The sequence below is a fragment of the Patulibacter minatonensis DSM 18081 genome (assembly GCF_000519325.1).
Lineage (GTDB): Bacteria > Actinomycetota > Thermoleophilia > Solirubrobacterales > Solirubrobacteraceae > Patulibacter > Patulibacter minatonensis.
The window spans coordinates 4,730,710-4,755,213 of the sequence record NZ_KI912613.1 but is presented as its reverse complement, the minus strand read 5'-3'; the positions used below and the strand labels follow the sequence as shown (position 1 = coordinate 4,755,213).

The window sequence follows — 24,504 nt, the reverse complement described above, 5'->3', positions numbered from 1 at the left end:
CGGACGGACGCGCGACCCCGTCGCGCTTCTCAGCCCGGCTCGGGGCCCGTCGCCACCGGCCGCGACGCGTCGCGGCTGTAGGCCGACCACGAACCCGGGAAGAGCCGGCCGCGGCCGAGTCCGGCGTGCTCGATCGCCAACAGGTTGTGGCACGCGGTCACGCCCGAGCCGCACGAGGAGACCAGCGGGGTGCCCTCGTCGATGCCGACGGCGGCGAACCGGGCGCGCAGCTCGTCGACCGGCAGCAGGCGGTCTCCTTCGCCGAGGTTGCCCCTCGCGGGCAGGTTGCGGGCGCCGGGGATGTGCCCGGCGCGGGGGTCGAGCGCGTCGGCACCACCGGCGTAGCGGTCCGGCGGCCGGGCGTCGACGACCACGTTGCCGCGGTCGGTCGCGTCGTCGATCGACGCCAGCAGCTCGGTGGGCCACTCGCGGACGGTCAGGACCGCCGGCGACGCGTCGACCGTGCCGGTCTCGAGCGGCCCGTCCCAGGCGGCGAGGCCGCCGTCGAGCAGCGTCGCGTCGTGCCCGACGGCCCGCAGCATCCAGACCAGCCGCGCGGCCATCACGCCGCCGGCGTCGTCGTACGCCACGACCGGGACGCCGTCGGCGATCCCCACGGCGCTCAGGCCCGCCGCGAAGTCCGCGGGCTCCGGGAGCGGATGACGGCCGCCGGCGTCGGACCCCGGCCCCGCCAGCACCGTCGGGAGGTCGACGAACACGGCGCCCGGGACGTGCCCGGCGGCGTGGGCGTCGCGGCCGCTCCGCCCGTCGAGGTAGAAGCGGACGTCGGCGACGACGGCGTCCTGGTGCTCCCGGAGCCACTCCGGACCGACGAACGGGGGGATCATGGCCGGAGCCTATCCCGGGGCCGTCGGCACCCGTCCGGAGCGCGGCCGCCGGTGGTCAGCGGCCGACGATCGCGGCGTCCGGGTCGAACCCGTCGCCGCCGACCGGGCGCGTGAAGCTCGCCACGATCGCGGTCATCGCGGCCTGGATGCCGGTGGGGGACGCACCAGGGTCGAACCGCAGCCGCTGGAGGTGCCCGTCGATCAGCGCGACGACGCTGTCCGCGAGCTCGCCGAGCGTCCGGCCCGGCGACATCTCCCGGCCCGTGGCGACGACGAGCGCGGCGAAGAACGCCTCCGCGAACCCCGACTGCGTGACCCGGGCATCACGCAACATCCGGGCTGCCGTCGCGTCGGTGTCGCAGATCGAGAGCCCGAGGTGGAGGACGCGCTCGCCGGCGGCGGCCTCCGCTCCCGAGGGGCCGGGGAGGAACGGCAGCAGCGCCTCGCCGATCGCCGCATGGACCCCGTCGAGGTCGCCGCGGGACGGGACGTCCTCCGCCGCGCGCACGAGGGCGCCGGAGGACCGCTCCGCGGCCGCGAGTCGGGTCTCCAGCGAGGCGGCGAGGATCGCGAGGGCCAGGTCGCGACGCTGGAACGCGTACGTGCCGCTGCCGGTGTCGTCGCCGCCGAAGTGGTAGCGGACGGTGGACGCCGAGCGGTCGCTCGCGGTCGCTATGCGCTCCGGCGTCAACGCGCGGAGGAGGTCGCCGGCGTCGGCGTCCCCGATCAGGCGGAGCGCGGCGGCGGTGATCTGGTCGCGTGCGGAGGAGGAGGACTGGTCGTGCATCCTGGGCCGGGCGTCACGCGCTCCGCGGTACCGCGGCCGAGGGCCGGCGGGGTCGCGTGCGGGACGTGCTGGGACGGGACGGGGACGAGCGGGACACTGCGGGATCCATCGGTCGATGGCCTGGTGCGTCGCCGCCGGGGAACTCGTCGACCGGCCGAGTGTAGGGGCTGGCTCCCGCCCCGCGAATGTGGAAACCCGCAGGGCGGACGGACGATCGAGCAGGGCCCCGGCCGGCGGGGTAGGTTGCTCCCATGGACCCCCAGATGCGGAACCTGCTGGCCGGGGGCGCGGCCTTCGTCGTGCTCGGGATCATCGCCCTGTTCGTGGGCGCCCCCGGGGTCCTCGCCATCGTCGCGATCGCCGCGGGGATGGTCATGCTGGGGCTGTACTCGACGGGGCACGCGTCGCTCCCGGCGTTCTTCGAGGCCCGCCGGGCGAACCGCCGCCGGGCCGTCCGCCCGCGGCCGCGGAGGGCGACCGACGAGGACCCGGGCGCCTGAACGCCCGGTCGCCGGGCGGCCGGTGGCCGCCGGTCCCTCGGCCGCCCCGAGCGCCGGCCGGCCCGGACGTCCGTCGCGCGGGAGCGTCGGTGCTCAAGTGCTCCTCCGTGCCCGCCGATGCACGTCCCGTGCGCCGTCTCCTCCCCGCCCTCGCGGCCGCCGTCGTCCTCGCGCTGCCGTCGCCCGCCGGCGCCGCGCTGATCTCCGGCGGCCCGCACGCGGAGCCGCGCACCGACCGCGCCGCGGCCCGCATGGTGCAGCGCTCGTCGTTCGAGCCGCGCGCCGACAACCACGCCGCGAACCACACGATGCCCACGGCGGCGCAGCTCCGCGACTTCCGCAGCCGCTCCGACATGCCCAACAAGCGCTGGGTGACGGGGCACTTCACCGGGACGACCGACGAGATCCTCCAGTGGGGCGCCTACAAGTGGCGCGTGTCGCCGGACCTCCTGCGCGCCGTGGCGACCGTCGAGTCGTGGTGGCACATGTCGACGGTCGGCGACTCCGGCGACTCGTTCGGGCTGATGCAGATCCGGCGTCCGTACCACTGCTGCGAGCCGCTGACGTCGCAGGACACCGCGTTCAACGTCGACTACTACGGGGCGATCCTCCGCGCGTACTACGGCGGCAAGCAGCCGTGGCTGAACCAGGTCGAGCGCGGGCGGCCCTACCGCGCCGGCGACCTCTGGGGCTCCGTCGGGGTCTGGGCGTCCGGCCGCTGGCACCTCGGCGACGAGGAGTACGTCGCGAAGGTCAGGCAGCGGCTCGCCGAGAGGACGTGGCGCACCGACCGCTGGTTCTGACGGAACCCCACACCCCGGCCCCCCGTTCGCCCGCGCGACCACGTGCGGAGCCCGCACCTTGTCCCGTTGGCGCATGTGCGGTCCATCCACCCGGGCCTAGGGTCGAGTGGTGTCGGGACACGTCCACGCGAGCCGAGCAGGCACCGACCCCGGACCACGCGGCCGGGGCGGCCCACAGGTCCTCCCCGCGTCGGGGGACGACGCCGCGCTGGTCGACGGCACCCTGGGCCGCGACTGGCTCTACCGCGTCATCGGTGCCGTCGCCCAGGGCCCCGACGTCGACGGCGTCCTGCCGGCGGTCGTGGAGCTCCTGAGCGACGCCACCGCCTGCCACGCGTGCTTCGTCTACCTCCGCGACCACGACCGCCTGACGATGCGCGCGGCGTCGAAGGTCTTCGCCGACGCGGTCGGCCGCGTGTCGTTCGGCGTCGACGAGGGCCTCTGCGGCTGGGTCGTCCGCCACGACCGCCCGGCGTTCATCCGCGAGGACGCGTTGTCGGATCCGCGGATGAAGCTCGTGCCGGAGCTCCAGGAGGAGCGCTTCCAGTCGATGGTCGCCGTCCCGCTCCGGGGCCGGGACGGCGTCGTCATCGGCGTGATCGTCCTGCACACCGAGGCGCCGCGCGAGTTCGGGCAGGAGGTCCTCGACTTCCTCTCGCACGTCGCGTCGCTCGTCGCCGGCACGATCGAGAACGCCCGGCTGTTCGAGCGCGAGCAGGAGCGCGTCCGGGCGCTCGACCGCCTCGCGCTCCTCGTGCAGCGGCTGGCCACCGTGTCCCGTCGCGGGGACCTCCTGACCGCCACGTGCGACGGCACGCTCGAGCTGCTCGCCGCCGACCGCTGCCGGCTGCACCTCGTCGACCTGGGCGACGGGGCGTCACGCGTGGTCGCGTCGGCGAGCGCGACCGGCAGCGTGGTCCGGCCGCAGGACCCGCCCGTCGACGCGCCCGAGCGCGGCGCCCTGGCGGTCCGCGTGGCCGCCGGCGACGCGGGGGAGGGCGTCCTCTCCGTCGAGCGCGAGGCCCCGTTCCAGCCGCACGAGCGCGGGATGCTGGAGACCGTCGCGGCGCAGGCGGCCGTCGCCCTGCGCACCGTCGAGCTGATCGAGCGGCTGACCGAGGAGAACCTCGTCCGCGACCTGTTCGACGCGATCGCCGCCGGCCGTGGTGGACAGGTCGCCGCACGGGCCCGCGGCGCGCGGATCGACCCGGACGGCCCGCACGTCGTCGCGATCTTCGAGCCGCTGCGGCCCGGGCGGTCGTGGGCGTCGGCGGAACGGGTCGAGACCCGGCTGCGGCACGCGGTCCCCGGCGCCCTCTGCGACCCGAGCCCGGAGCGCCTGCGCGTCCTCGTGCCCGTCGCGTCGGGGGACGGCCGGGCCTCGGCGCTCCGGGACCTCGACGAGCTGCTCGACGCGATCGCCCGCGAGGAGCAGGCGGTGGGCGGGCGGTCGAGCGTGCAGGCGCAGCTGGCGGCCGACCGCGCGAGCCTCGTCGAGGCCGCGGCGGCGGCCCGCATCGCCCGCGCGCTGGCGCCCGAGGGCGGCCTCCGCGCCTGGGACGCCCTGGGCGCCTACCGGTACCTCGTCGGGGTCGGGGGCGAGGTGCAGCCGGACGCCCGGCACGCCGCGGCGGTCGACGCGCTGTGGCGGTACGACGCCCGCCGCGGCAGCGAGCTCGTCCGCACCCTGGAGCGCTACCTCGCCGACCGCAGCGTCGTCCCGACCGCCCGCGCGCTCTACATCCACGCGAACACGCTCCGCCAGCGCCTCGAGCGGATCGAGCACCTCACGGACCTGACGATCGCGGAGGAGGACCTCGTGTCGCTCGAGCTGGCGATCAAGCTGCACCGCCTGCGGGCGCCGGAGCGCGAGGCGGCCTGAGGCTCGTACGCTGGTCCGATGACGGACGACGCCCGGTCGATGCGCGAGCGGATGCACGCCGGCGACCTCTACCTCGCCGACGATCCGGAGATCCGCGAGGAGTCGCACGTGGCGCTGCGCCTCGCGCGCGAGCTGAACGAGACGGACCCGACCGACCGCGAGGCCCGCACGGCGATCCTCCGCCGGCTGCTCGGCGCGTTCGGCGAGGGCAGCGAGATCCGCTCGCCGTTCCACTGCGACTACGGGTACCGGACGACCGTCGGCGCGCGGACGTTCGCCAACTTCGGTCTGGTCTGCCTCGACGTCGCCCGCGTCACGATCGGCGACGACGTCCAGATCGCCCCCAACGTGCAGCTGCTGACCGCCACGCACCCGCTGGAGGCCGGTCCGCGGCGTGACAAGTGGGAGTCCGCCGCGCCGATCACGATCGGCGACAACGTCTGGCTCGGCGGCGGCGTGATCGTCTGCCCCGGGGTCACGATCGGCGAGAACACCGTCGTCGGCGCCGGATCGGTCGTGACGAAGGATCTCCCCGCGGACGTGATCGCGGTCGGCAACCCCGCGCGGGTGGTGCGGCCGCTGCCGGAGTAGCGGCCCTCCGGGGGACGCAGAGACCCGTGGCGCCGGCCGCCTGCCCCCGGTCGAGCGCTCAGAGCCCCGCGTCCCGCGCGATCCGCGCGAGCAGCGTCCCGACGGGCTCCTCGGTGACGCCCCGCCAGCCGTCGCCGGCCCAGAGGTGGACGGCGTCGGGATCGCCCTGCTCGGCCGCCGCGGCCCGGAGCGGCCGGGTCAGGTGGTGGACCTCCGGGTACGCCGACGGAGCGTCCGGGAACGCCAGCGCGAGGGGGTTCGCGAGACCGCGGGCCGGACGTCCCGTGAAGCCGCGGGTCACGGTCGTCCCGTCGTACCGGCGGTCGAGGAGCGCGCGCCGGTGGGTCGCCGACGTCCCCGCCTCGGGGGTGCAGAGCAGCGCGGTGCCGAGCTGCACGCCCGACGCGCCGGCGTCGAGGACCCGCCGGACGTCCGCGCCGGTCATCAGGCCGCCGGCGGCGAGCAGCGGGAGCGGCGTCTCCGTCCGCGTGCGGGCCAAGAGCTCGTCGAGCGGGACGAGCTCGCCGCCGCCCGGGAACGCGCGGTCGTCGACGAAGACGCCGCGGTGGCCTCCGGCCTCGGCACCCTGCAGCGCGAGCGCGTCGACCCCCGCCGTGGTCGCCTCGACGGCCTCCGCGGGCGTCGTCACCGTCGCGACGAGCACCGCGCCGGTCGCCTCGCGCAGGCGCCCGACGAGCTCGGCGGGCGGGCAGCCGAACGTGAACGTGATCGCCGCGGGGCGACGCTCCAGGAGGACGTCGACCTTCGCGTCGACCGCGTCGTCCTCCCATCGCGGATCGCCGAGCGCGACGCCGCGGGCCTCGGCGAGCGGGCGCAGCGCGTCGGCGTGCGCAGCCACCGCCGCATCGTCGGCGGCGGGCGGTCCGGGCAGGAAGAGGTTCGCGCCCCACGGCGCGTCGGTCGCGGCCTCCACCTGGTCGATCCGGTCGGCGAACGCCTCAGCCGTCAGGTAGCCGGCCGGGACCAGGCCCAGACCGCCCGCGGCCCCGACCGCGGCGATCAGCGCGGTGCTCGAGGGACCGCCGGCCATCGGGGCGGCCCAGATCGGTAGGCGCGGGGCACGACCGGGGGCGAAGGGGAGCGGGCGGGGCATCACCACAGCCAAGCGCATCCGCACCACGGGTCCGGCCGGAAGCACGTTCGCGTCGCAGGACGGGGAGAAGGTGCCGAGCGGGATCTGCGGCGCCCCGATCCGAGGCCGTGCGTCTGCGGCGCTCCGTCGCTGCGCCGCGGCCGCCCCGATCCGTCGAGCGGGACGAGAGCGCACGCGCGGCGGAGCCCCGTCCCCGTGGACCGCCCGGACCCGCCGGGTACCGTGCCCGCATGAGCACCGAGCACGAGTTCGACGTCGTCGTCATCGGTACGGGTCCGGGTGGCCGCGGCGTCGCCCCGGCGCTCGCGGAGGCCGGGAAGCGCGTGGCGGTCGTCGAGGACGAGCTCGTCGGCGGCGAGTGCCCCTTCTGGGCCTGCATCCCGTCGAAGACGCTCCTGCGCCCCGGGCAGCTGCAGGCGCAGGCGCGCAGCGTCGCCGGCGTCGAGGTGCCGGCCCTCTCGTGGGAGCAGGTCCGCGAGTACCGCGACTACATGAACTCCGGCCTCGACGACGGGGCCAAGGCGGACTGGATCGGCGGCATCGACGGGATCACGCTCGTCCGCGGCCGCGCGACCGTCCCCGAGCGCGGCCGGGTCCTCGTCGGCGACCGCGAGCTGCGCTGCGCCGACGTCGTGATCGCGTCGGGCACCCACCCGGCGATCCCCGACCTGCCGGGCCTGGAGCGCGAGCACGTCTGGACGAACCGCGAGGTCACGTCGCTGGCCGAGGTGCCCGAGAGCGCCGTGGTCCTCGGCGGCGGGGCGGTCGGGCTCGAGGTCGCCCAGTACCTGCGCTCGTTCGGCTGCGAGGTCGTGCTGCTGCAGCGCTCCGACCGCGTGCTGACGCGCGAGGACCCGGAGCTCGCCGCGCACGCCGCCCAGGCGCTCCGCGACCACGGGGTCGACGTGCGGCTCGGGACGAGCATCGAGGCCGTCCGCCACCACGCCGGCCGGACGGAGGTCACGACCGACGCCGGGGACGTCCTCGACGTCGAGCGGCTCGTCGTGGCCGCGGGTCGCACGCCGCGGATCGACGGCCTGGCCCCCGACGGCGTCGTCGTGGAGAAGGGGCTGATCCGGGTCGACGAGCGCTGCCGGGCGGCCGACGGGATCTGGGCGGTCGGCGACATCACCGGCGAGGCGCCGTTCACGCACGTCGCCGGGTACCAGGGCCGGGTCGTGGTCGACGCGCTCACGGGCGGCGACGCCGTCGCCGACTACCGGGCGATCCCGCGCGTCGTCTTCCTCGAGCCCGAGATCGCCGCCGTCGGGCTCACCGCCGACGCCGCGCGCGAACGAGGGCTCACCGTCCGTACGGCGACGCTCGACCTCTCCGGCACCGACCGCACCGAGACGTACGGCCGCGGGCTGAAGGGCGGCGTCGGCGTGGTGCTCGACGCCGACCGCGACGTCGTGGTCGGCGCCTGGGCCGTCGGGCCGGAGGCGGGCGAGTGGATCCACACGCCCGCCCTGGCGATCAAGGCCGAGATCCCGCTGGGGGTCCTCCGGGACTTCGTCCCGCAGTTCCCGACGTTCAGCGAGCTGTGGGGCGCGGCCTTCCGGCAGCTGTAGGGAGGGGACCGGGCCCCGCCCCGAGCGTCGCGGCGCGAAGGCGCGGTGGTCGACGACGGGGCTCGGGGCACCCGGAGGGACCGGGCCCCGCCCCGTAGGCTCCCCGGATGGAACCGACCGACCTCGAGGTCGCCCGCGCGGCGGCCGCCGCCGCGGCCGACGCCGTCGTCCACGAGCTCACGCACGCGGTCGAGGTCGACGAGAAGTCGTCGCCGACGGACCTCGTCACGAGCGCCGACCGCGCGGGGGAGGAGGCCGCGTTCCGGCTGCTCGGCGAGACCCGCCCTTCCGACGGCGTCCAGGGCGAGGAGGGGCACCGCCGGACCGGGCGGCGCGTCTGGCTGATCGATCCGGTCGACGGCACGCTCAACCTCGTGCGCGGGCTCCCTGGCTGGGCGTGCGTCGTGGGGCTCGAGGAGGACGGGGGCTCGAAGGTCGCGGTCGTCCACGACGTCACCGCGTCGCAGACGTTCTCCGCCGAGCGCGGGCGGGGCGCGTTCCGGGACGGCGAGCGGATGCGGGTGCGCGAGGACGTCGCCCTCGACGCCGCGCTCGTCTCCACCTACCTGCACCCGTCCAAGCGCGGCATGCCGGGCGTCGACGCGGTCAACCGGGCGCTGCTCATAGGCGTCGGCGCCCTGCGCGCGGGCGCGGGATCCGGCTCGCTCGAGCTCGCGTGGATCGCCGACGGCCGCCTCGACGGCTGGGTCCAGCCCGACCTCGCAGCATGGGACTGGGCGCCCGGCGCGCACCTCGTCCGCGAGGCGGGCGGTCGCGCGGTCGAGATCCGCCCCCTGCCCGACGGCCCGGTCTGGGGCGTCGCGGGCACGCCCCGGGTCTGCGACGCGCTCGTCCGCCTGGTCGAGGTCGCGGCGCTGGGGTGAGGGGGTGCGGGTCGCGGCGTGCCGGGCCGTCGTGGGCGGCGAGCCGCGGGCGCCGGTGGCTGCGGGGCGGGCGGCCGCGCGGGCGGCCGGCGCACGGCTGATCGGGCGGGACGACGTCCGGATTGCGGGCGGAGCCCGGATCCGGGTGCTCGTTGCACGGCGGCAGGGGCTCCCGTGGCCCTCGGCGTCCATGGTCCGACGTCGCGCCGGGCGAGACGAAAGCGCACCCGACACCGTGCCCCCGCGAGGCCGGTGGTCCGACGTCGCGCCGGGCGAGACGAAAGCGCACCCGACACCCTGACGCACGCCCGCGTCCACGGCCCGCTCGGCGACGTAGACCTCGTATGAGCGCGACACGCATGCCCCGCCCCGGTCGTCGGACGGCCGGGATCGCGGTCCTGGCCACGGTGGCGTGCGGGGGTGCGGCCGCGGCGGCCGTCGCGTCTCCGTCCGCGCCCTCGCGCGCCCAGACCCCCGGCGGGACGATGACCCGGCAGCTGCCCCAGGCCATCACCGTCGCCGTCAGCGGGCGGCGGGTCACGGTGCACTTCGGCTCGCTGCGCCGGCGGGCGGTCCGGACCGCGACGGTGCGGTTCACGCGGACCGGGGGGCGGTCCACGGTCGTGCGCCGGGCGAAGGCCTCCGGGATCCTGCGACTCACGGCGCCGACGGGCACGCGCCGCGTCCGCCTCTCCGTCCCGAGCACCCGGGAGTGGACGGCGACGTCGATCACCAGGGCCGTCCGGCGGTAGTCCGGGCGCCCGGCAGGGCGCCGGGCCGCCCGCCGCCGGGGGAGTCGATGGTCGAACGTCCGGCGGGGCGTGACGAAGCGCACCCGATCCCGGCCGCCCGGGGGAGTCGATGGTCGAACGTCCGGCGGGAAGTGACGAAGCGCACCCGACCCCCGGTTCAGGCCCGCGCGACCGTCCTCGCGATCCCGTCGACCACCGGCTCCCAGACGCGCCGCGGCAGGTCGTGGCCCATCCCCTCGATCTCGAGGAGCTCCGCGCCGGGGATCGCCGCCGCGGTCGCCCGGCCGCCGCTCGGCTTGACGACGCGGTCGCGGGTGCCGTGGACGACGAGCGCGGGGATCGCCAGGTCGCGGAGTCCCGGGGTGCGGTCGGTCTCGGCGAGCACCGCCGCGAACTGCCGGCCGCCGCCCGCCCCGTCGCCCTGGTCGCGCTGCGCCGAGCGGCGGAACGCGATGCGGACGTCCTCGTCGTCCTCGGCGGTCCGCCCCGTCGAGCCGATCCGGCCGAAGGTGCCGACGAGGTGCTCGGCCGCGCCCTCGGGGTCGCGCGGGCCGGAGCGCAGGAACTCGGGGCGCATCCGCCACGCGACCTTGCCGGTCCGCCCATCGCCGGGCCGGCCCATGATCGACGTCAGCGACCGGACGCGGTCGGGATGCCGGATCGCGGTCTGCTGCGCGACGAACGACCCGAGCGACACGCCCGCGACGTGCGCGGTGCCGTCACCGGCGACGAGGGGGACGAGCCGCCCGGCGTCGTCGGCGAGGTCCTCGAGGGTGTAGACCGGGCGCGAGCGCCGGGTGATGATCGCGGCGACCCCGGGGACGGCACCGCGGCACGGGGTCGAGCGGCCGACGTCGCGGTGGTCGTAGCGGACGACGCGCAGCCCGCGGTCGACGAGCGCCGCGCAGAAGTCGTCGCGCCACCACACGAGCCCGAGCCCCATGCCCTGCATCAGGAGGAGCGTGGGGTGGTCCGGGTCGCCGAGCTCGTCGACGCAGAGCACGATCCCGTCCCCGACGTCGACGAGGCGCTCGGTCATCGGGCGACCCTACCGCCGGGCCTCCCCGCCGTGGAAGCACAACGGCCGGATCGCCGCGCGGCGGCGGACCTCAACCCCCGGTCTCGCAGACGCGACGCAGGACCGCTTCGATTGTGGCGGCGTCCGGCGGGTCGTCCGCCAGCAGCCCGTGCAGGCAGATCCCGTCCAGCACCGCGGCGAAGGTCCGGCGCCCGACGTCGTCGAGGCCGTCCGCGAGCGGCCCGATCGCGACCCCCAGCCAGGCGAGCGCCGCGGGCCGGAGCGCTGGCCGCCGGGCCGCGAGCAGGTAGAGCTCGAACTCGGCCACGGCCCGCTCGCGGTGGTGCAGCGACTCGTCGGCCAGGAACGCGGCGAGCCGCCCCAGGTGGGTGTCCGGCGCGTGCCCGGCGAGGGTCGCGGCCCACTCCTCGGTGGCGGTCGTCATCGCCGCGACGAGCAGGTCGTCGATGCTGCCGAAGTGGTACCGGACCGAGGCCGCCGCGACCCCCGCCTCGGCCGCGACCGCGCGGTGCGAGACCGCCGCGACGCCCCCTTGTTCCATGACGGTCAGCGTCGCCGCGAGCAGTCGGCGGCGGCTCTCGTCCCCGCGGGCGACGCGCCCGTCGGACGTGGTCTCGCGCGCGCTCACTCGTGGGCCGCCCCGGCCTCGAGCGCGACGGCCCCGGCGATCACGAGACCGAGCCCGACGACCTGGACGGTCGTCAGGGTCTCGCCGAACAGCGGGATCGAGAGCGCGGCGACGAGGGCGATCCCGACCGCGCACCAGATCCCGTAGGCCACGCCGAGCGGGACGCCCCGGCCGAGGCAGAGGCCGAGCAGCGTGAACGCGACGACGTACCCGGCGACGACGAGGACGATCCAGCCGGGCTTCGAGAAGCCGTCCGACGCACGCAGGCTCGTGGTCGCGATGACCTCCGAGACGATGGCGCCGGCGAGGAAGACGTAGCCCATGAGGAAGCTCCGGAACGGGATGGGCCGCACCGGGAGGCGCGGCGGAACAAGTGGTGCAATCGCACTACTTGTACGAACGTATCATCATCACCGTCGTCTCTGCCGCGCTCCCGCGCCCCACGGCCCCGGGCCCCCGCGAACGGCCCCGGCACCGCATGGCGCGGTCCGCCCTGCCGCCCGGGCGCCCTCAGACCGCGAGCAGCTCCGGGGCGCGCACGCCCGTCAGCTCCTCGGAGAGCGACCAGAGGCGCTTGGCGCTCTCCGCGTCGCTGGCCTCCGCCGTGCGCCCGACGAGGACCGGGCCGCCGCGCATCTCGGCGAGGCCGTCCGGGCCGACGTACGACGCGCCGGGCAGGTCCTGCGAGGCGGCGAACAGCGTCGGCAGCGCGCCGGCGGCGTCGTCCTGCGCGACGACGCGGTTGGCGACCTTCATGCCGATCCGCTGGAACGGGTTCGTCGTGGCGGACTGCAAGTTCGTCGCGGCGTAGCCCGGGTGCGCGGCGAGCGCGCGCACGGGGGAGCCCGCGGCGCGCAGCCGGCGCTCGAGCTCGAGCGTGAAGAGCAGGTTCGCGAGCTTCGACTGCCCGTACGCCGCCCAGTTCTTGAACTCCCGGCGCTCCCAGTTGAGGTCGTCGAGGTCGACCTTCGCGCCGCGGTGCGCGCCGGAGGCGACGGTCACGACGCGCTCGGTGATCTTCGGCAGCAGCAGGTTCGTCAGGGCGAAGTGGCCGAGGTGGTTCGTGCCGATCTGCAGCTCGAAGCCGTCCTTCGTCGTGCCCCGCGGCGGGATCATCACGCCGGCGTTGTTGACGAGGACGTCGAGGTCGCCCTCCCACTCGGCGGCGAACGCGCGGACGGACGACAGGTCGGCCAGGTCGAGCCGGCGGACCTCGACGTCGCCGGTGATCCCGGCGGCGGCACGCTCGCCCTTGGCGGGGTCGCGGACCGCGATCACGGTGCGGGCCCCGGCGCGGGCGAGCTCGCGGGCGGCGACGAGGCCGATGCCGCTGTTGGCGCCGGTCACGACGACGGTGCGGCCGGAGAAGGAGGGGAGGTTCGAGGCGTTCCACTTGGGCATGGACCGGAATGTAGGCGGTGACAACAGAGTTGTCAACGCCAACATCATCCGGCGTTCGCGGTAGCCTCGGGCGGTGGGCACCCAGACCGACGCGCCGCGGCGCTACCACCACGGCAACCTGCGGGAGGCCCTGCTGCGGCGCGCCGAGGAGGTCCTCGCGGAGTCCGGCGCCGGCGAGCTCTCGCTCCGGGGGATCGCCCGCGACGTCGGGGTGAGCCACGCGGCGCCCCGCCGGCACTTCGCCGACAAGCAGGCGCTGCTCGACGCCCTGGCCGAGGACGGGTTCGGGCGCCTGGCGGTCGCGCTCGACGCCTCGGTGGGGGACGACGGCCGACCGTTCGTGGAGCGCCTGGCGGCGATGGCGGAGGCCTACGTCGGGTTCGCCGTCGGGCACGCCGCCCTGCTCGACGTGATGTTCACCGGCAAGCACCGCCCCGGGGTCGACGCATCGCTGCTCGCCGCGGGCGCCCGGGCGTTCCAGGCGCCGCTCGCGCTGGTCGTGGCGGGGCAGGCGTCCGGCGACGTCGTGCCGGGTGACGTCGAGCGGGTGGCGACGTCCGCGTGGGCCGCGATCCACGGGCTCGCGTCGATGGCGAACGCCGGGCTGCTCGACGCCGAGGCGCTCCCCGGGATCGTCGCCGACACCGCCGAGCGCCTGGTGCTGGGGCTGCGGCCGCGCGGCTGAACCGCGCGCGCCCCCACGTGTGCGGCATCCAGCGGGCGGTGTCCGGCGTACGATCTGCAGGCATGGACGAGGCGCGGACGCAGCAGACGACGGGCACCGCGCGCCGCCGCTCACCCCTGCTGGTGGCGGCCGCCGCCGTCGTCGCGCTCGGGCTCGCGGGCTGCGGCGGGGACGACGGTCCCGCCGGCGGGACCGCGACGTCGCTCACGCCGGCGGACGCCCGGGGTGCAGACACCACCGTCAAGGACGCGGTGCGCGAGCTCGCGGAGTCGGTGGAGACGTGCTTCAAGGGCTCCGGCGACTACGCCCTGTGCACGACGAACCGGCAGCTCGGTGCGACGACCGCGTCGCTGACCCCCGCGCGCCCCCGGGCCGGGGAGGCCACGATCACCCGCGCGACCCGGACGGGGTACCGGATCCTCATGGTGTCGCTGTCGGGCACCCGGTTCGCGCTCACGCGGCAGGGCTCGAGCGTGATCCGCTCCTGTGCGGTGAAGACCCCGCTGGGCCGGTCCGGCGGCGGGTGCACCGGCAACGGCTGGTAGTCCGCGCGCAGCGCGGTCCGGGGGCGTTCTCCCTGCACCTGGGCGCGCGGACGGCCGTGCCAAAGCGAACGTCCGTTCGCCTGCGTAGACTCGGTCCCAATGGCAGGTAGCGGACGGATCGTCGTCACCGGTGCTCGCGAGCACAACCTCAAGGACGTCTCCCTCGAGCTCCCGCGGGACTCCCTCGTCGTCCTGACCGGGCTCTCCGGCTCGGGCAAGTCGTCGTTGGCGTTCGACACGATCTACGCCGAGGGCCAGCGCCGCTACGTCGAGTCGCTGTCGGCCTACGCCCGGCAGTTCCTCGGGCAGATGGACAAGCCCGACGTCGACTCGATCGAGGGCCTCTCGCCGGCGATCTCGATCGACCAGAAGACGACGTCGCGCAACCCGCGGTCGACGGTCGGCACGGTGACGGAGGTCCACGACTACCTGCGCCTGCTCTGGGCGCGGATCGGGCACCCGCACTGCCCCAACGGGCACGGGCCGATCGCCGGGCAGTCGGTCGAGCAGATCATCGACCGCGTGATGACCCTGCCCGAGGGCACGCGCTTCATGGTGCTCGCGCCGCTCGTCCGCGGGCGCAAGGGCGAGTTCCGCGACCTCTTCTCGCACCTGAAGGACGAGGGCTTCCTCCGCGTCGAGGTCAACGGCGACCTGCGGATGCTGGACGAGGAGATCATCCTCGACAAGAAGTACAAGCACGACATCTCGGTCGTCGTGGACCGCCTGGTCATGCGGCACGACGTCCGCAAGCGGCTGGCGGAGGGCGTCGAGGCCGCGACGAAGGAGGCCGAGGGCCTCGTCGAGATCGCGCTCGTCCTCCGCGAGGACGACCAGGTGCCGGAGGAGTGGGAGGAGCGCCACACGTTCTCCGAGAACTTCGCCTGCCTCGAGTGCGGCTTCTCGATGTCCGAGGTCGAGCCCCGGACGTTCTCGTTCAACGCCCCGCACGGCGCGTGCCCCCGCTGCACCGGCCTGGGCGCGCAGCTGATCGTCGATCCGGACCTCGTGATCCCCGACGGGTCCAAGACCCTCGAGGGCGGCGCGATCAAGCCGTGGAGCTCGTCGCCCAACCCGTTCTACCGCAAGCTGCTCGAGGGCCTCTGCGAGCACTTCGACGTCCGGATGGACGTCCCGTGGTCGGAGCTGACCATGGAGGAGCAGGAGGGCGTCCTCTACGGCGCCCCGGACGGCGAGCGCGTACCGCTGCGGTTCAAGAACCGCGCCGGTCGCCGCCGCACCTACAACATGCGCGCGGAGGGCGTGCTCTCCAACCTCGAGCGCCGCTACCGCGAGTCCGACTCCGAGGCGGTCAAGGAGAAGATCGAGGAGTACATGTCGATGGTGCCGTGCCCGGACTGCGAGGGCTCGCGCCTGAAGCCCGGTCCGCGCAACGTGCTCATCGGCGGCATCGGCATCCACCAGTTCTCGGCGCTGTCGGTGCACGACGCGCTGACGTGGGTCGACGAGGTGCAGCTCACGACGACCGAGCGCAAGATCGCGAACCTCATCGTGCGCGAGATCAAGGAGCGCCTGTCGTTCCTCGTCGACGTCGGCATCGGCTACCTGACGATGGACCGCGGCGCCGCGTCGCTGTCGGGCGGCGAGGCCCAGCGCATCCGCCTGGCCACGCAGATCGGCTCCGCGCTCGTGGGCGTCCTCTACGTGCTGGACGAGCCGTCGATCGGCCTGCACCAGCGCGACAACGAGCGCCTGATCAAGACGCTCGAGCGTCTGCGCGACCTCGGCAACAGCGTCCTCGTCGTCGAGCACGACGAGCAGACGATGCGCCGCGCCGACCGCCTGATCGACATGGGCCCCGGCGCCGGCGAGTACGGGGGAGAGGTCGTCGCCAACGGCACCCCGAAGCAGGTCGAGGCCAACGCCAAGTCGCTGACGGGACAGTTCCTCTCGGGCAAGCGCGCGATCCAGGTGCCCGAAGCCCGGCGCGAGCGCACCGGCGAGCTCCGGATCCGCGGCGCGCGGGACCACAACCTCAAGGGCATCGACGTCACGATCCCGCTGGGGGTGCTCTGCACCGTCACCGGCGTGTCGGGCTCGGGCAAGTCGACGCTGATCAACGGCATCCTCCACAAGTCCGCCGCGGCGCAGCTGAACCGCGCGCGCGTCCGGCCCGGTGCCCACGACGGCATCGACGGGATGGAGCAGCTGGACAAGGTCATCCAGGTCAACCAGTCGCCGATCGGCCGCACCCCGCGCTCCAACCCGGCCACCTACACCGGGATCTTCGACCACATCCGGACGCTGTTCTCGCAGACGCCGGAGGCCAAGGCCCGCGGGTACAAGCCCGGCCGGTTCTCGTTCAACGTCAAGGGCGGGCGCTGCGAGGTCTGCAAGGGCGACGGCCAGATCAAGATCGAGATGCACTTCCTGCCGGACGTCTACGTCCCGTGCGAGCAGTGCGACGGCCGGCGCTACAACCGCGAGACCCTCGAGGTCCACTTCAAGGGCAAGTCGATCGCCGACGTCCTCGCGATGCCGGTCGACGAGGCCATCGACTACTTCGAGAACGTCCCGAAGATCCGCCGCCGGCTCGAGACGATCCGCGACGTCGGCCTCGGCTACGTCCGGCTCGGGCAGCCCGCGACGACGCTGTCGGGCGGCGAGGCGCAGCGCGTGAAGCTCGCGCACGAGCTCGCGCGCCAGGCCACGGGCCGCACGCTCTACATCCTCGACGAGCCGACGACCGGCCTGCACTTCGCGGACGTCGAGCGCCTGCTCGAGGTCCTGCAGCGCCTCGTGGGCACCGGCAACTCCGTGGTCGTCATCGAGCACGACATGGACGTCATCAAGACGGCCGACCACCTGATCGACCTGGGGCCCGAGGGCGGCAACGGCGGCGGCGAGCTCGTCGCCCAGGGCACCCCGGAGCAGGTCGCCGCGGTCACGGAGTCGCACACGGGACGCTTCCTGCGCGAGCTCGTCGAGGCCGACGCCGGGGCGGTCGCGGCCGGCGGCACGGCCAAGCGCGCACCGGCGGACGAGCTGCCGCGGAACACGAAGTCCAAGGCCCAGAAGCAGGCCGAGGCCGCCGAGGCCCGCGAGCGGATCGCGGCCGCGACGAAGCGCCCCCCGACCCGCCGCAAGCGCGCAGCCGCGGCGGACTGAGCCCGGGGACCCGCCGATGCCCGCCCGCCGCCGATCCCGCCACGACGTCGGTGCGACCGGCGGAGCGGGGCGGGCGGCGGCGGGCGACGCACACGTCGGCGCGTCGGCCGACGTGGCGTGGGTCGCCGACGGCGACGGGGGAGCGCCCGCCGCCTACGGCGAGGTCACGCCTCCGCCGGCGCTCGCCGACCGGGTGACCTGCCTCTGGTGGGTGCAGGGCGCGGCCGGCGGATCCGGGCCCCGCACCGACGCTCCGCCCGCGCCCCGGGAGCGCGTCGCGGCCGACGTGCGCGTCCCGGCCCCGATGATCCTGCCCGACGGCTGCGTCGACCTCGTCTGGCACGCCGGCCGGCTGACCGTCGCGGGACCGGACACCGCCGCGCGGCCCGCGGAGCCCGGAGACGACACGACGGTCGGTGTCCGTCTGCGCCCGGGGGCGGCGACGACGTTCGGCACCTCCGCGTCGGCGCTGCGCGACGAGCACCCCGACGCCGAGGAGCTGTGGGGCACGGACGGTCGGCGCCTGACCGAGCGGGTCGCGGAGCAGGGCGACGTGCGCGGCCGGCTGCGGGTGCTGACCGCCGCCGTGGCCGCGCGCGCCGCTGACGCGGGGCCGACGGACCCGCAGGTCGACGCGGCGGCCGAGGCCCTGAGCGCCGGCCGCATGGGCGTCGCCGAGCTGGCCCGCGAGACCGCGCTCAGCGAGCGGCAGCTCCGACGTCGCTTCCACCACCACGTGGGCTACGGCCCCAAGACGCTCGAGCGCGTTCTCCGGCTGCAGCGCTTCCTCGGCCTGGCGATCGCCACGGACGAGGACCTCGCGGGTCTCGCCGCCCTGGCCGGCTACGCGGACCAGGGCCACCTGGGCCGCGAGACGCGGGCTCTGGCCCTGGCGACCCCGGCCGAGCTCGTCGCCGCGCGCCGGCCGGGCCAGGCGGCCCGGGGCGTTCGGGGCGCGGCGAGCCGTCCGGTGGGCGACGCCGTCCTGCCGTGTCGGTCCCGCGCCGACGTGTCCGAAACGTCCGAGACGCCGGCGCCGCGGCGCGGCAGGATGGCGGCATGAGCACGAGCGCCGCATCCTTGGACATCGCCGCCGCCGAGACGTTCCTCCGCCAGGAGGCCCGGATCCTCGACCTGCGGCGCTTCGAGCGCGCCTTCGGCGAGGGCACCGACGCGTCGGTGCTGGCGGCCCTCTCGGCCTACCGGAACGCTGACGGCGGGTACGCCGGGATCCTCGAGCCCGACCTGCGGACGACGATCAGCCAGCCGCAGTCCGCCGAGCTCGCCCTGCGCATCCTCGACGAGGTCGGCACGGTCCCGGCCGACGTCGCATCGGGTCTGTGCGACTGGCTCGTCACGGTCTCCGGCGACGACGGCGGCGTGCCGTTCACGCACCCCTCCGCGCGCGCTCACCCGGCGGCCCCCCACTGGCACCACGCCGACGGCGAGACCTCGTCGCTGAACCCGACCGCGGCGCTCGTCGGGATCCTGCACCGCCACGGCGTCGAGCACCCGTGGCTGGACCGCGCGACGGCGTTCTGCTGGCGTGCGACCGGTGCCGACGGGACGGCGGCGGGGGCGGGGGAGGACCTCGACCTCTACAGCGTGCGGGCGGCGCTCTGGCTGCTCGATCCGGCGGTGCCCGCCGCGCCCGACCCGGCCGCCCTCCGCACGTGCCTGGAGCAGGGCGTCCGGGACCACATCGCGCTCGACCCCGCGCTGACGGAGCCCGGCGCGCCCGGCCACCACATCGGTCCGCTGGAGGTCGCCCCGTTCCCGGGGGACCCCGGCCGGGCGTTCCTGCCGCAGGACGCGGTCGCCGCCGCGCTCGACGCCCTGGCCGCGCGTCAGCGCGCCGACGGCGGCTGGGACGTCAACTTCGAGCCGATCTCGCAGGCCGCCCGGGCGGGATGGCGTGGCTGGGCCACGCTCCACGCGCTCCTGGTGCTGCGGGCCGCCGGCCGACTGCACTGACCCGGCCTCCGGGACGGGCGGATGCCCCGGCCGACCCGAGCCCCGCCGACCCGAGCGTGCGGCTGCCCCCGGACCTCAGCGGGTCCGGAAGCTGATCGTCTTCGTCCGCTGCTTCCCCGGCTCGTTCTGGGCCTGGAGCTTGATCCAGTAGCGGGCGGCCGGCAGGCCCTTCTTGAACTTCAGCGTGTACGAGATCGAGTGCTTGCCGACCGGCGGGTTGATCGAGTACTTCGACGTGCTCATCGTCGTGAACCACTTGGTGCCGCTGTAGGCCTGGTCGCGGACGCCCTGCTTCAGGCGGATCCGGCGCTTCACGTCGACCTGGGTGAACTCGACCTTCGTGTCGGGGTCCTTGAACGTCACCCGCAGGCTCTTGATCTTCGAGCCCGTCCGGGTCTTCGGCAGGGCCACGGCGACGACCGGCGCGCTCGAGTCGGCCGGCGGCGCGGGCTCGGTGGTCGTCGGCGTCGTGGTCGTCGTCGGCTCGGGCTCGAACGGGGGTGGCTCGGTCGTCTGCGCGACGGCGGCCGCGGCGAACGCGCCGACGGCGGCGGTGGTGACGACGGCGATGGGCAGCGCGGGGACTCGCATCGGCCGATCCTACGCCCGGGGGCGGAGGACGGGGCCGCGTGCCGCGGCGCGCCCGCGGCGACGATCCCGTGCACGGTGCAACGACCGGGCCGCGGACGCGTATGGTCCCGGACGTCGCCGGACACCCCTCGCCATGCGCCGCCCTCCGACCTACCGCTCCCTCCGCCATCGTCGCGCCGACCGCTCGCGGCTCCAGCCGCAGGGCCCGCCGACGGCGCTGGAGGCCAAGTCGATCGACGACGCGCTCACGGACTGCGCCGTCTACGACAACGGCGAGCGCAAGGGCGGGACGGTCCCGTTCACCGAGGCGATGGACCGCGCGCACCGCTCGCGCGACGGGTTCGTGTGGATCGGCCTGCACGACCCGGAGCCCGCGGCGGTCGAGGCGATCGGGGCGCAGTTCGGCCTGCACCCGCTGCAGATCGAGGACGCGATCCACGCCCACCAGCGGCCGAAGCTCGAGGCGAAGGACGGCCTGATCTCGCTCGTGATGAAGACCGCGCGGTACGTCGACGAGACCGAGCACGTCGAGGTCGGCGAGCTGATGCTCGTCGTCGGCCCGAAGTTCGTCGTCTCGATCCGCCACGGCGCGCCCGTCCCGCTCCACGCGCTGCGCGAGGACCTCGAGAACGACCGGACCCGCATGGAGCGCGGTCCCGGGGCGGTCTTCCACGCGATCGTCGACCGGGTCGTCGACGAGTACTCCGACGTCCTCGACGGGCTCTACAACGACGTCGACGAGGTCGAGGCGATGGTCTTCTCGGACGAGCGGAACAACCCGACCGAGCGCATCTACCGCCTCAAGCGCGAGGTCATCGCGTTCAAGAAGGCGGTCGGCCCGCTCGTCACGCCGCTGACCCGCCTGGTCGAGGACGAGGACCTCCCGGTGCCCGACCGCGCACGCCCGTACCTGCGGGACGTCCTCGACCACCTCGAGCGCGACGCGGAGGCCGTCAACGCCATCGACGACGTCCTCTCGGGCGTCCTGGACGCCAACCTCGCGCAGATCTCCCTGCGCCAGAGCGAGGACGCCCGGAAGATCTCGGCGTGGGCCGCGATCGCGGTCGTGCCGACGATGATCTTCGGGCTCTACGGCATGAACTTCGAGCACATGCCCGAGCTGAAATGGGACCTCGGGTACCCGCTCGTGCTCGTCATCACGATCGCGATCTGTGGGTTCCTCTACGCCCGGCTGCGGCGCGCCGGGTGGCTCTGACCCGGCGGCTATGCTCCGCCGCATGCCGGCCCACCCCCTCCGCCACGTCGACGACGCGTTCCTCAAGGACGCGCCGCTGGTCGTCCGCAGCTCCGTCCAGCTCCGGGCCCAGCCGTCCGAGGTGTGGGAGGTCCTCGGCAGCGACGAGATGTGGTCGTGGCTGCCGGTCATCGACCGGCTCGAGTGGCAGACGCCGCGCCCGCACGTCGCGGGGTCCGTCCGGCGCCTCCGGATCGGGAAGTTCCTGACGCTCGACGAGGAGTTCTACCGCTGGGACACCGACCGACGGGCCACGTTCCGGGTCGTCGGGCAGAGCCGCAGGGTCGTCGACGCCCTGATCGAGGACTTCCTGCTCGTGCCGTCCGAGGGCGGCACCGAGCTGACCTGGACGATGGCGTTCGCGCCGCTGAAGGGCGCGCGCCTGCCGCTCGGGCTCCTCGCCCCGGTGCTGCGGCCCGGCAACACGCTCGCGATCAGCGGCATCAAGAAGCTGTTGCGCTGAGATGGCCGTCCCGCCGCTCGACCGGCGCCTCGCGGCGCAGTGGGTCACGAAGTGGCGGTGGTACACGCGGCCGCAGCGGCCCTGGAACCGCGCGCGGCTCGCGGTCGAGCTCGCGCGCCGGGAGTCGTTCGCCCGCGGGCGGCTCAACGGCGACGTCCTCGGGATGCTCCTCGACGGTCGACTGGAGCTCGGGCCGCAGGTCTTCCTCGAGCCGGGGGTGTGGATCACCGCCGGCGACCACGGCCGCGTCCGCATCGGGGGCGGCACGTTCCTGAACCAGGGCGTGATGATCGCCAGCGAGGGGCTCGTCGAGATCGGCGAGCACTGCATGGCCGCCAACGGCTGCCTGATCACCGACGGCAGCCACCGGTTCGAGGACCCGGAGACCCCGGTGCCCTGGCAGGGCTTCACGACGAAGGGTCCGACCCGGATCGGCGACAACGTGTGGCTCGGCGCGAACGTCGTCGTCACGAGCGGCGTCACCATCGGGCGCCGGAGCGTGATCGGCGCCAACTCGGTGGTGACCGCCGACGTCCCGCCGTTCTCGATCGCGGCGGGCTCCCCGGCGAAGGTGATCCGGAGCATCACCTACGCCGGGGCGGAGCGTCCGGCGGTCTGACCGACCGGCGCGCCCGCCGGCACCGGCCGGCTCAGCCGCCGAACCGCGCCCGCAGCGCCCGGACGCTCTCCACGTACCGCTTCGTGTCGTCGTACATGCCGCGTCGGCGCACCGACGAGAGCCCCTGGTAGTAGGCGGCTGCGGCCTGGTCCTGGTCGCCGCCGGTCTCCTGCAGCAGGTGTTGGAGGTAGAGCGTGCCGGCCTGCACGTTGTCGGTGGCCGACGACGGGTCGAGCGTCCGCGACGAGAGGTTGCGGTCGATCCACGTCCACGTGTCGGGCATCACCTGCATCACGCCCCGCGCACCGACGGACGAGACCGCGCCGTTGTCGTTGCCGCTCTCCTGCCACGCGATCGCGCGGGCCAGCGCCGTCGGGACGCCGTTGGCGGCCGCGGCGGAGCCGACCTGCGAGCCGCTGACGCGCACCCCGGAGCTCGGGGCGACCCCGGTGGCACCGGGAGCCTGCTCCTGCGTGGCGGAGGCGGTCCCCCTCGCCTCGGAGGACGAGGTCGCGGCGCCCGCCGCGGGCAGCGACAGACGTCGACCGGCGGGCAGCAGCGCGGACGCGGTCAGCCCGTTGTGCGCGGCCAGGGCCGAGACGGAGACCCCGGCCCGCGCGGCGATGGCGCTCAGCGTGTCCCCCGGGCCGGACGACCACCCCACCGGCGGACGACGCTCCTGCCGGGCCTGCGCCCGTGCCGGTCGACGACCCGGCTGCGGCCGTGCCGGTCGACGACGTGGTGGCGGTCGACGTCCCCGTCCCGGCGCCGGAGGAGGACCCCGCGGACGCCGGCGTCGCGACGACGTCGGTCACCGGCGGCGCCGACGCCCCGGCGCGGGCGGGGATGCTGACGACCTGTCCGACGCGGATCGGGGCGTCGACGGGCACGCCGTTGGCGGCCGCGAGCGCGGCGGGGGAGAGGCCGTTGACCGCGGCGATCTGCGACAGGCTCTCGCCTGCGACGACCTGGTGCAGCGGCTGGGCGTGGGCGGCGGGTGCGGCGACGGCGGCCAGGGCGCACGCGCAGCACAGCACGACCGCCCGGCGTGGGAACGCGTTGGGGGACACGCGCGCCTCCTTCGGGTGGGGGATGACGGGGCCCGTCGGTTCTCCCGCACGGCGCCCGGGCCCGCAACCCGGGGGCCCCCGCTGCACCTGATGTTGCGGGCCCTGCCCCGGCACCACGGTCCTCGCCGGCCGTGCCGCCGGCACCCCGCCGATCGCGCCGTCGGCGCCCCGCGGTAGCGTCAGGGCGCCACACCGACGGAGGTCCCCGTGGAACCAGGTCGCAGCATCCCCCGAACGGTCCTCGCGGCCACCCTGACGATCCTCGCGGTGCTCGCCGCGCTGGCGCTGATCTACCTGCTGCGCGGGCCGCTCTCGTGGCTCGCGATCGCCGGGTTCATCGCCGTCGCCGTCTCCGGTCCCGTCGGCCGGCTCGAGAAGCACATGCCGCGGGGGCTCGCCGTCACCGCGGTCTACGTCGGCGTCCTGCTGATCCCGGCGCTCGTCGGCCTGATCGTGATCCCGCCGCTCGTCCGGGCCGCCAGCGACCTGATCGACCAGGCCCCGCACTACGCGGACGAGGTCCAGCACTACGTCCAGGGCAACGACACGCTGCGCAAGCTCGACGACGACTTCGACCTCGTCGACCAGCTCCAGAACCAGGCCGACAAGCTGCCCGCCCGGGTCGGCGACGCCGCGTCGTGGCTGGGGGACCTCGGCCTCGGGATCGTCAACTCCGTCTTCGCGGCGGTGACGATCCTGATCCTCAGCATCTTCCTGCTCGGCAGCGGCCGTCGGTGGATCGACGCGCTGCTCGACATCGGCACGCCCGACCACGCCGACCGGATCCGCGGGGTCCTCGACCGGATGGCGGCGGCCGTCGGTGCCTACATCGGCGGCGCCGTCCTGCAGGCACTGATCGCCGGCACGCTGGCGTACGTCGTGATGCTGATCCTCGGCGTGCCGTTCGCGGCGCCGCTGGCCGTCACCGTCGCGCTGTTCGGCCTGATCCCGATGATCGGCGCGACGATCGCCGCCGTCATCGTCGGCATCGTCACGCTCTTCCACGACTTCCCGACCGCCACGATCATCTGGGTCGTCTGGGCGGTCGTCTACCAGCAGGTCGAGAACACGATCATCCAGCCACGGATCCAGAGGCGCGCCGTCGGCGTGCACCCGCTCGGCGTGATGGTCGCCGTCCTGTTCGGCGGCAGCCTCCTGGGCGTGATCGGCGCGCTGCTCGCGGTGCCGATGGCGGCGTCGCTCCAGATCGGCGTGCAGGCCTGGTGGGCATACCGGCAGGAGCTGAAGGCCGAGGCCGCGGGGCCCGACGGTGACCCCGAGGGTCCGGGCGACGACGACGGCGCGGCGGGTGGACCGCCGGACCCGGGGACGTCCCCGGGAGACGCGTCCCCCGCGCCCGCCTGAGCGGCGGC

General features: G+C 75.2%; 25 protein-coding genes. 16 read left to right on the top strand and 9 right to left on the bottom strand.

What is annotated here, in order from left to right; all coding sequences use genetic code 11:
- Window positions 1–29: 29 nt before the first annotated feature.
- Complete coding sequence (locus PATMI_RS0122465; protein WP_026912529.1) at window positions 30–848, bottom strand: sulfurtransferase; 819 nt, start codon at window positions 846–848, stop codon at window positions 30–32.
- Window positions 849–903: 55 nt separating this feature from the next.
- Window positions 904–1,635: a hypothetical protein gene (locus PATMI_RS0122460; protein ID WP_026912528.1), complete on the bottom strand. Its 732-nt coding sequence runs from the start codon at window positions 1,633–1,635 to the stop codon at window positions 904–906.
- Between the two features lie 251 nt (window positions 1,636–1,886).
- Here PATMI_RS0122460 and PATMI_RS0122455 point away from each other — a divergent pair, with 251 nt between their 5' ends.
- The 4 genes from PATMI_RS0122455 (at window position 1,887) to PATMI_RS38605 (ending at window position 5,411) form a co-directional block, all read left to right on the top strand.
- Window positions 1,887–2,135, top strand: a complete 249-nt coding sequence (locus tag PATMI_RS0122455) for a hypothetical protein (RefSeq protein ID WP_026912527.1) — start codon at window positions 1,887–1,889, stop codon at window positions 2,133–2,135.
- 128 nt (window positions 2,136–2,263) lie between these two features.
- Entirely contained in the window at window positions 2,264–2,938 is a 675-nt protein-coding gene (locus PATMI_RS0122450; RefSeq protein ID WP_026912526.1) for a lysozyme family protein, read from the top strand.
- 109 nt (window positions 2,939–3,047) lie between these two features.
- Window positions 3,048–4,820, top strand: coding sequence for a helix-turn-helix domain-containing protein (locus tag PATMI_RS0122445; protein ID WP_026912525.1), 1,773 nt, complete (start codon window positions 3,048–3,050; stop codon window positions 4,818–4,820).
- An 18-nt stretch (window positions 4,821–4,838) separates the two neighbouring features.
- Complete coding sequence (locus tag PATMI_RS38605; protein WP_026912524.1) at window positions 4,839–5,411, top strand: sugar O-acetyltransferase; 573 nt, start codon at window positions 4,839–4,841, stop codon at window positions 5,409–5,411.
- A gap of 58 nt (window positions 5,412–5,469) precedes the next feature.
- Here the strand turns inward: PATMI_RS38605 and PATMI_RS0122435 are convergent, their stop codons facing one another.
- Entirely contained in the window at window positions 5,470–6,525 is a 1,056-nt protein-coding gene (locus tag PATMI_RS0122435; RefSeq protein ID WP_051472165.1) for an NAD(P)H-dependent flavin oxidoreductase, read from the bottom strand.
- 230 nt (window positions 6,526–6,755) lie between these two features.
- Between PATMI_RS0122435 and PATMI_RS0122430 the strand changes: the two genes are divergently transcribed.
- The 3 genes from PATMI_RS0122430 (at window position 6,756) to PATMI_RS0122420 (ending at window position 9,732) form a co-directional block, all read left to right on the top strand.
- On the top strand, window positions 6,756–8,096 hold the full coding sequence (locus PATMI_RS0122430) for a dihydrolipoyl dehydrogenase family protein (RefSeq protein ID WP_026912522.1): 1,341 nt from the start codon (window positions 6,756–6,758) through the stop codon (window positions 8,094–8,096).
- Between the two features lie 107 nt (window positions 8,097–8,203).
- Window positions 8,204–8,980, top strand: coding sequence for an inositol monophosphatase family protein (locus PATMI_RS32520; RefSeq protein WP_051472164.1), 777 nt, complete (start codon window positions 8,204–8,206; stop codon window positions 8,978–8,980).
- A 359-nt stretch (window positions 8,981–9,339) separates the two neighbouring features.
- Complete coding sequence (locus tag PATMI_RS0122420; RefSeq protein WP_026912521.1) at window positions 9,340–9,732, top strand: hypothetical protein; 393 nt, start codon at window positions 9,340–9,342, stop codon at window positions 9,730–9,732.
- 157 nt (window positions 9,733–9,889) lie between these two features.
- Here the strand turns inward: PATMI_RS0122420 and PATMI_RS0122415 are convergent, their stop codons facing one another.
- The 4 genes from PATMI_RS0122415 to PATMI_RS0122400 all read right to left on the bottom strand — a co-directional run bounded on the left by PATMI_RS0122415 (window position 9,890) and on the right by PATMI_RS0122400 (window position 12,800).
- A complete protein-coding gene (locus tag PATMI_RS0122415) occupies window positions 9,890–10,771 on the bottom strand; it encodes an alpha/beta fold hydrolase (RefSeq protein ID WP_026912520.1) in 882 nt (293 codons plus the stop codon).
- Between the two features lie 70 nt (window positions 10,772–10,841).
- Window positions 10,842–11,399, bottom strand: a complete 558-nt coding sequence (locus PATMI_RS0122410) for a TetR/AcrR family transcriptional regulator (protein WP_026912519.1) — start codon at window positions 11,397–11,399, stop codon at window positions 10,842–10,844.
- Window positions 11,396–11,752 carry a DMT family transporter gene (locus PATMI_RS0122405; RefSeq protein ID WP_245604249.1) on the bottom strand — a complete coding sequence of 119 codons (357 nt, stop codon included), beginning with the start codon at window positions 11,750–11,752 and terminating at the stop codon, window positions 11,396–11,398. Before PATMI_RS0122405 ends, PATMI_RS0122410 begins: the two co-directional genes overlap by 4 nt.
- Window positions 11,753–11,909: 157 nt before the next feature.
- Window positions 11,910–12,800: an oxidoreductase gene (locus tag PATMI_RS0122400; RefSeq protein WP_036726284.1), complete on the bottom strand. Its 891-nt coding sequence runs from the start codon at window positions 12,798–12,800 to the stop codon at window positions 11,910–11,912.
- 73 nt (window positions 12,801–12,873) lie between these two features.
- On the opposite strand from PATMI_RS0122400, the gene PATMI_RS0122395 reads away from it, so the two are divergent.
- The 5 genes from PATMI_RS0122395 (at window position 12,874) to PATMI_RS0122375 (ending at window position 19,133) form a co-directional block, all read left to right on the top strand.
- The gene (locus PATMI_RS0122395; RefSeq protein WP_026912516.1) at window positions 12,874–13,485 is read left to right on the top strand and encodes a TetR/AcrR family transcriptional regulator; all 612 of its coding nucleotides are present in this window, start codon (window positions 12,874–12,876) and stop codon (window positions 13,483–13,485) included.
- A gap of 62 nt (window positions 13,486–13,547) precedes the next feature.
- The gene (locus PATMI_RS0122390; RefSeq protein ID WP_026912515.1) at window positions 13,548–14,030 is read left to right on the top strand and encodes a hypothetical protein; all 483 of its coding nucleotides are present in this window, start codon (window positions 13,548–13,550) and stop codon (window positions 14,028–14,030) included.
- Between the two features lie 99 nt (window positions 14,031–14,129).
- Window positions 14,130–17,159: an excinuclease ABC subunit UvrA gene (gene uvrA / locus PATMI_RS32515; protein WP_084270171.1), complete on the top strand. Its 3,030-nt coding sequence runs from the start codon at window positions 14,130–14,132 to the stop codon at window positions 17,157–17,159.
- A 16-nt stretch (window positions 17,160–17,175) separates the two neighbouring features.
- Window positions 17,176–18,222, top strand: a complete 1,047-nt coding sequence (locus tag PATMI_RS35320; RefSeq protein ID WP_051472163.1) for a helix-turn-helix domain-containing protein — start codon at window positions 17,176–17,178, stop codon at window positions 18,220–18,222.
- Window positions 18,219–19,133 carry a hypothetical protein gene (locus PATMI_RS0122375; RefSeq protein ID WP_026912514.1) on the top strand — a complete coding sequence of 305 codons (915 nt, stop codon included), beginning with the start codon at window positions 18,219–18,221 and terminating at the stop codon, window positions 19,131–19,133. Before PATMI_RS35320 ends, PATMI_RS0122375 begins: the two co-directional genes overlap by 4 nt.
- Before the next feature lie 75 nt (window positions 19,134–19,208).
- Here the strand turns inward: PATMI_RS0122375 and PATMI_RS0122370 are convergent, their stop codons facing one another.
- Complete coding sequence (locus PATMI_RS0122370; RefSeq protein ID WP_026912513.1) at window positions 19,209–19,724, bottom strand: hypothetical protein; 516 nt, start codon at window positions 19,722–19,724, stop codon at window positions 19,209–19,211.
- A gap of 133 nt (window positions 19,725–19,857) precedes the next feature.
- On the opposite strand from PATMI_RS0122370, the gene PATMI_RS0122365 reads away from it, so the two are divergent.
- From PATMI_RS0122365 to PATMI_RS0122355, 3 genes are read left to right on the top strand one after another with little or no spacing between them, the layout of a single operon-like run.
- Window positions 19,858–20,940 carry a magnesium and cobalt transport protein CorA gene (locus tag PATMI_RS0122365; RefSeq protein ID WP_026912512.1) on the top strand — a complete coding sequence of 361 codons (1,083 nt, stop codon included), beginning with the start codon at window positions 19,858–19,860 and terminating at the stop codon, window positions 20,938–20,940.
- 22 nt (window positions 20,941–20,962) lie between these two features.
- Window positions 20,963–21,442: an SRPBCC family protein gene (locus PATMI_RS35315; RefSeq protein WP_051472162.1), complete on the top strand. Its 480-nt coding sequence runs from the start codon at window positions 20,963–20,965 to the stop codon at window positions 21,440–21,442.
- Window position 21,443: 1 nt separating this feature from the next.
- Window positions 21,444–22,061: an acyltransferase gene (locus tag PATMI_RS0122355; protein WP_026912511.1), complete on the top strand. Its 618-nt coding sequence runs from the start codon at window positions 21,444–21,446 to the stop codon at window positions 22,059–22,061.
- A gap of 31 nt (window positions 22,062–22,092) precedes the next feature.
- Here PATMI_RS0122355 and PATMI_RS32500 read toward each other — a convergent pair whose 3' ends face one another.
- Window positions 22,093–22,725, bottom strand: coding sequence for a lytic transglycosylase domain-containing protein (locus tag PATMI_RS32500; RefSeq protein WP_051472161.1), 633 nt, complete (start codon window positions 22,723–22,725; stop codon window positions 22,093–22,095).
- Between the two features lie 613 nt (window positions 22,726–23,338).
- Here PATMI_RS32500 and PATMI_RS0122340 point away from each other — a divergent pair.
- Entirely contained in the window at window positions 23,339–24,496 is a 1,158-nt protein-coding gene (locus PATMI_RS0122340) for an AI-2E family transporter (protein WP_084270169.1), read from the top strand.
- Window positions 24,497–24,504 lie beyond the last annotated feature (8 nt).

Bases quoted from the DNA above. Each gene is read 5' to 3' on its own strand.
- PATMI_RS0122415 (WP_026912520.1), bottom strand. From the start codon at position 10,771: ATGACCGAGCGCCTCGTCGACGTCGGGGACGGGATCGTGCTCTGCGTC.
- PATMI_RS0122375 (WP_026912514.1), top strand. From the start codon at position 18,219: ATGAGCACGAGCGCCGCATCCTTGGACATCGCCGCCGCCGAGACGTTC.
- PATMI_RS0122420 (WP_026912521.1), top strand. From the start codon at position 9,340: ATGCCCCGCCCCGGTCGTCGGACGGCCGGGATCGCGGTCCTGGCCACG.
- PATMI_RS32520 (WP_051472164.1), top strand. From the start codon at position 8,204: ATGGAACCGACCGACCTCGAGGTCGCCCGCGCGGCGGCCGCCGCCGCG.
- PATMI_RS0122435 (WP_051472165.1), bottom strand. From the start codon at position 6,525: ATGCCCCGCCCGCTCCCCTTCGCCCCCGGTCGTGCCCCGCGCCTACCG.
- PATMI_RS0122370 (WP_026912513.1), bottom strand. From the start codon at position 19,724: ATGCGAGTCCCCGCGCTGCCCATCGCCGTCGTCACCACCGCCGCCGTC.
- PATMI_RS35320 (WP_051472163.1), top strand. From the start codon at position 17,176: ATGCCCGCCCGCCGCCGATCCCGCCACGACGTCGGTGCGACCGGCGGA.
- uvrA (WP_084270171.1), top strand. From the start codon at position 14,130: ATGGCAGGTAGCGGACGGATCGTCGTCACCGGTGCTCGCGAGCACAAC.
- PATMI_RS0122355 (WP_026912511.1), top strand. From the start codon at position 21,444: ATGGCCGTCCCGCCGCTCGACCGGCGCCTCGCGGCGCAGTGGGTCACG.
- PATMI_RS0122455 (WP_026912527.1), top strand. From the start codon at position 1,887: ATGGACCCCCAGATGCGGAACCTGCTGGCCGGGGGCGCGGCCTTCGTC.
- PATMI_RS0122465 (WP_026912529.1), bottom strand. From the start codon at position 848: ATGATCCCCCCGTTCGTCGGTCCGGAGTGGCTCCGGGAGCACCAGGAC.
- PATMI_RS0122460 (WP_026912528.1), bottom strand. From the start codon at position 1,635: ATGCACGACCAGTCCTCCTCCTCCGCACGCGACCAGATCACCGCCGCC.
- PATMI_RS0122365 (WP_026912512.1), top strand. From the start codon at position 19,858: ATGCGCCGCCCTCCGACCTACCGCTCCCTCCGCCATCGTCGCGCCGAC.
- PATMI_RS38605 (WP_026912524.1), top strand. From the start codon at position 4,839: ATGACGGACGACGCCCGGTCGATGCGCGAGCGGATGCACGCCGGCGAC.
- PATMI_RS0122430 (WP_026912522.1), top strand. From the start codon at position 6,756: ATGAGCACCGAGCACGAGTTCGACGTCGTCGTCATCGGTACGGGTCCG.
- PATMI_RS35315 (WP_051472162.1), top strand. From the start codon at position 20,963: ATGCCGGCCCACCCCCTCCGCCACGTCGACGACGCGTTCCTCAAGGAC.
- PATMI_RS0122390 (WP_026912515.1), top strand. From the start codon at position 13,548: ATGGACGAGGCGCGGACGCAGCAGACGACGGGCACCGCGCGCCGCCGC.
- PATMI_RS0122400 (WP_036726284.1), bottom strand. From the start codon at position 12,800: ATGCCCAAGTGGAACGCCTCGAACCTCCCCTCCTTCTCCGGCCGCACC.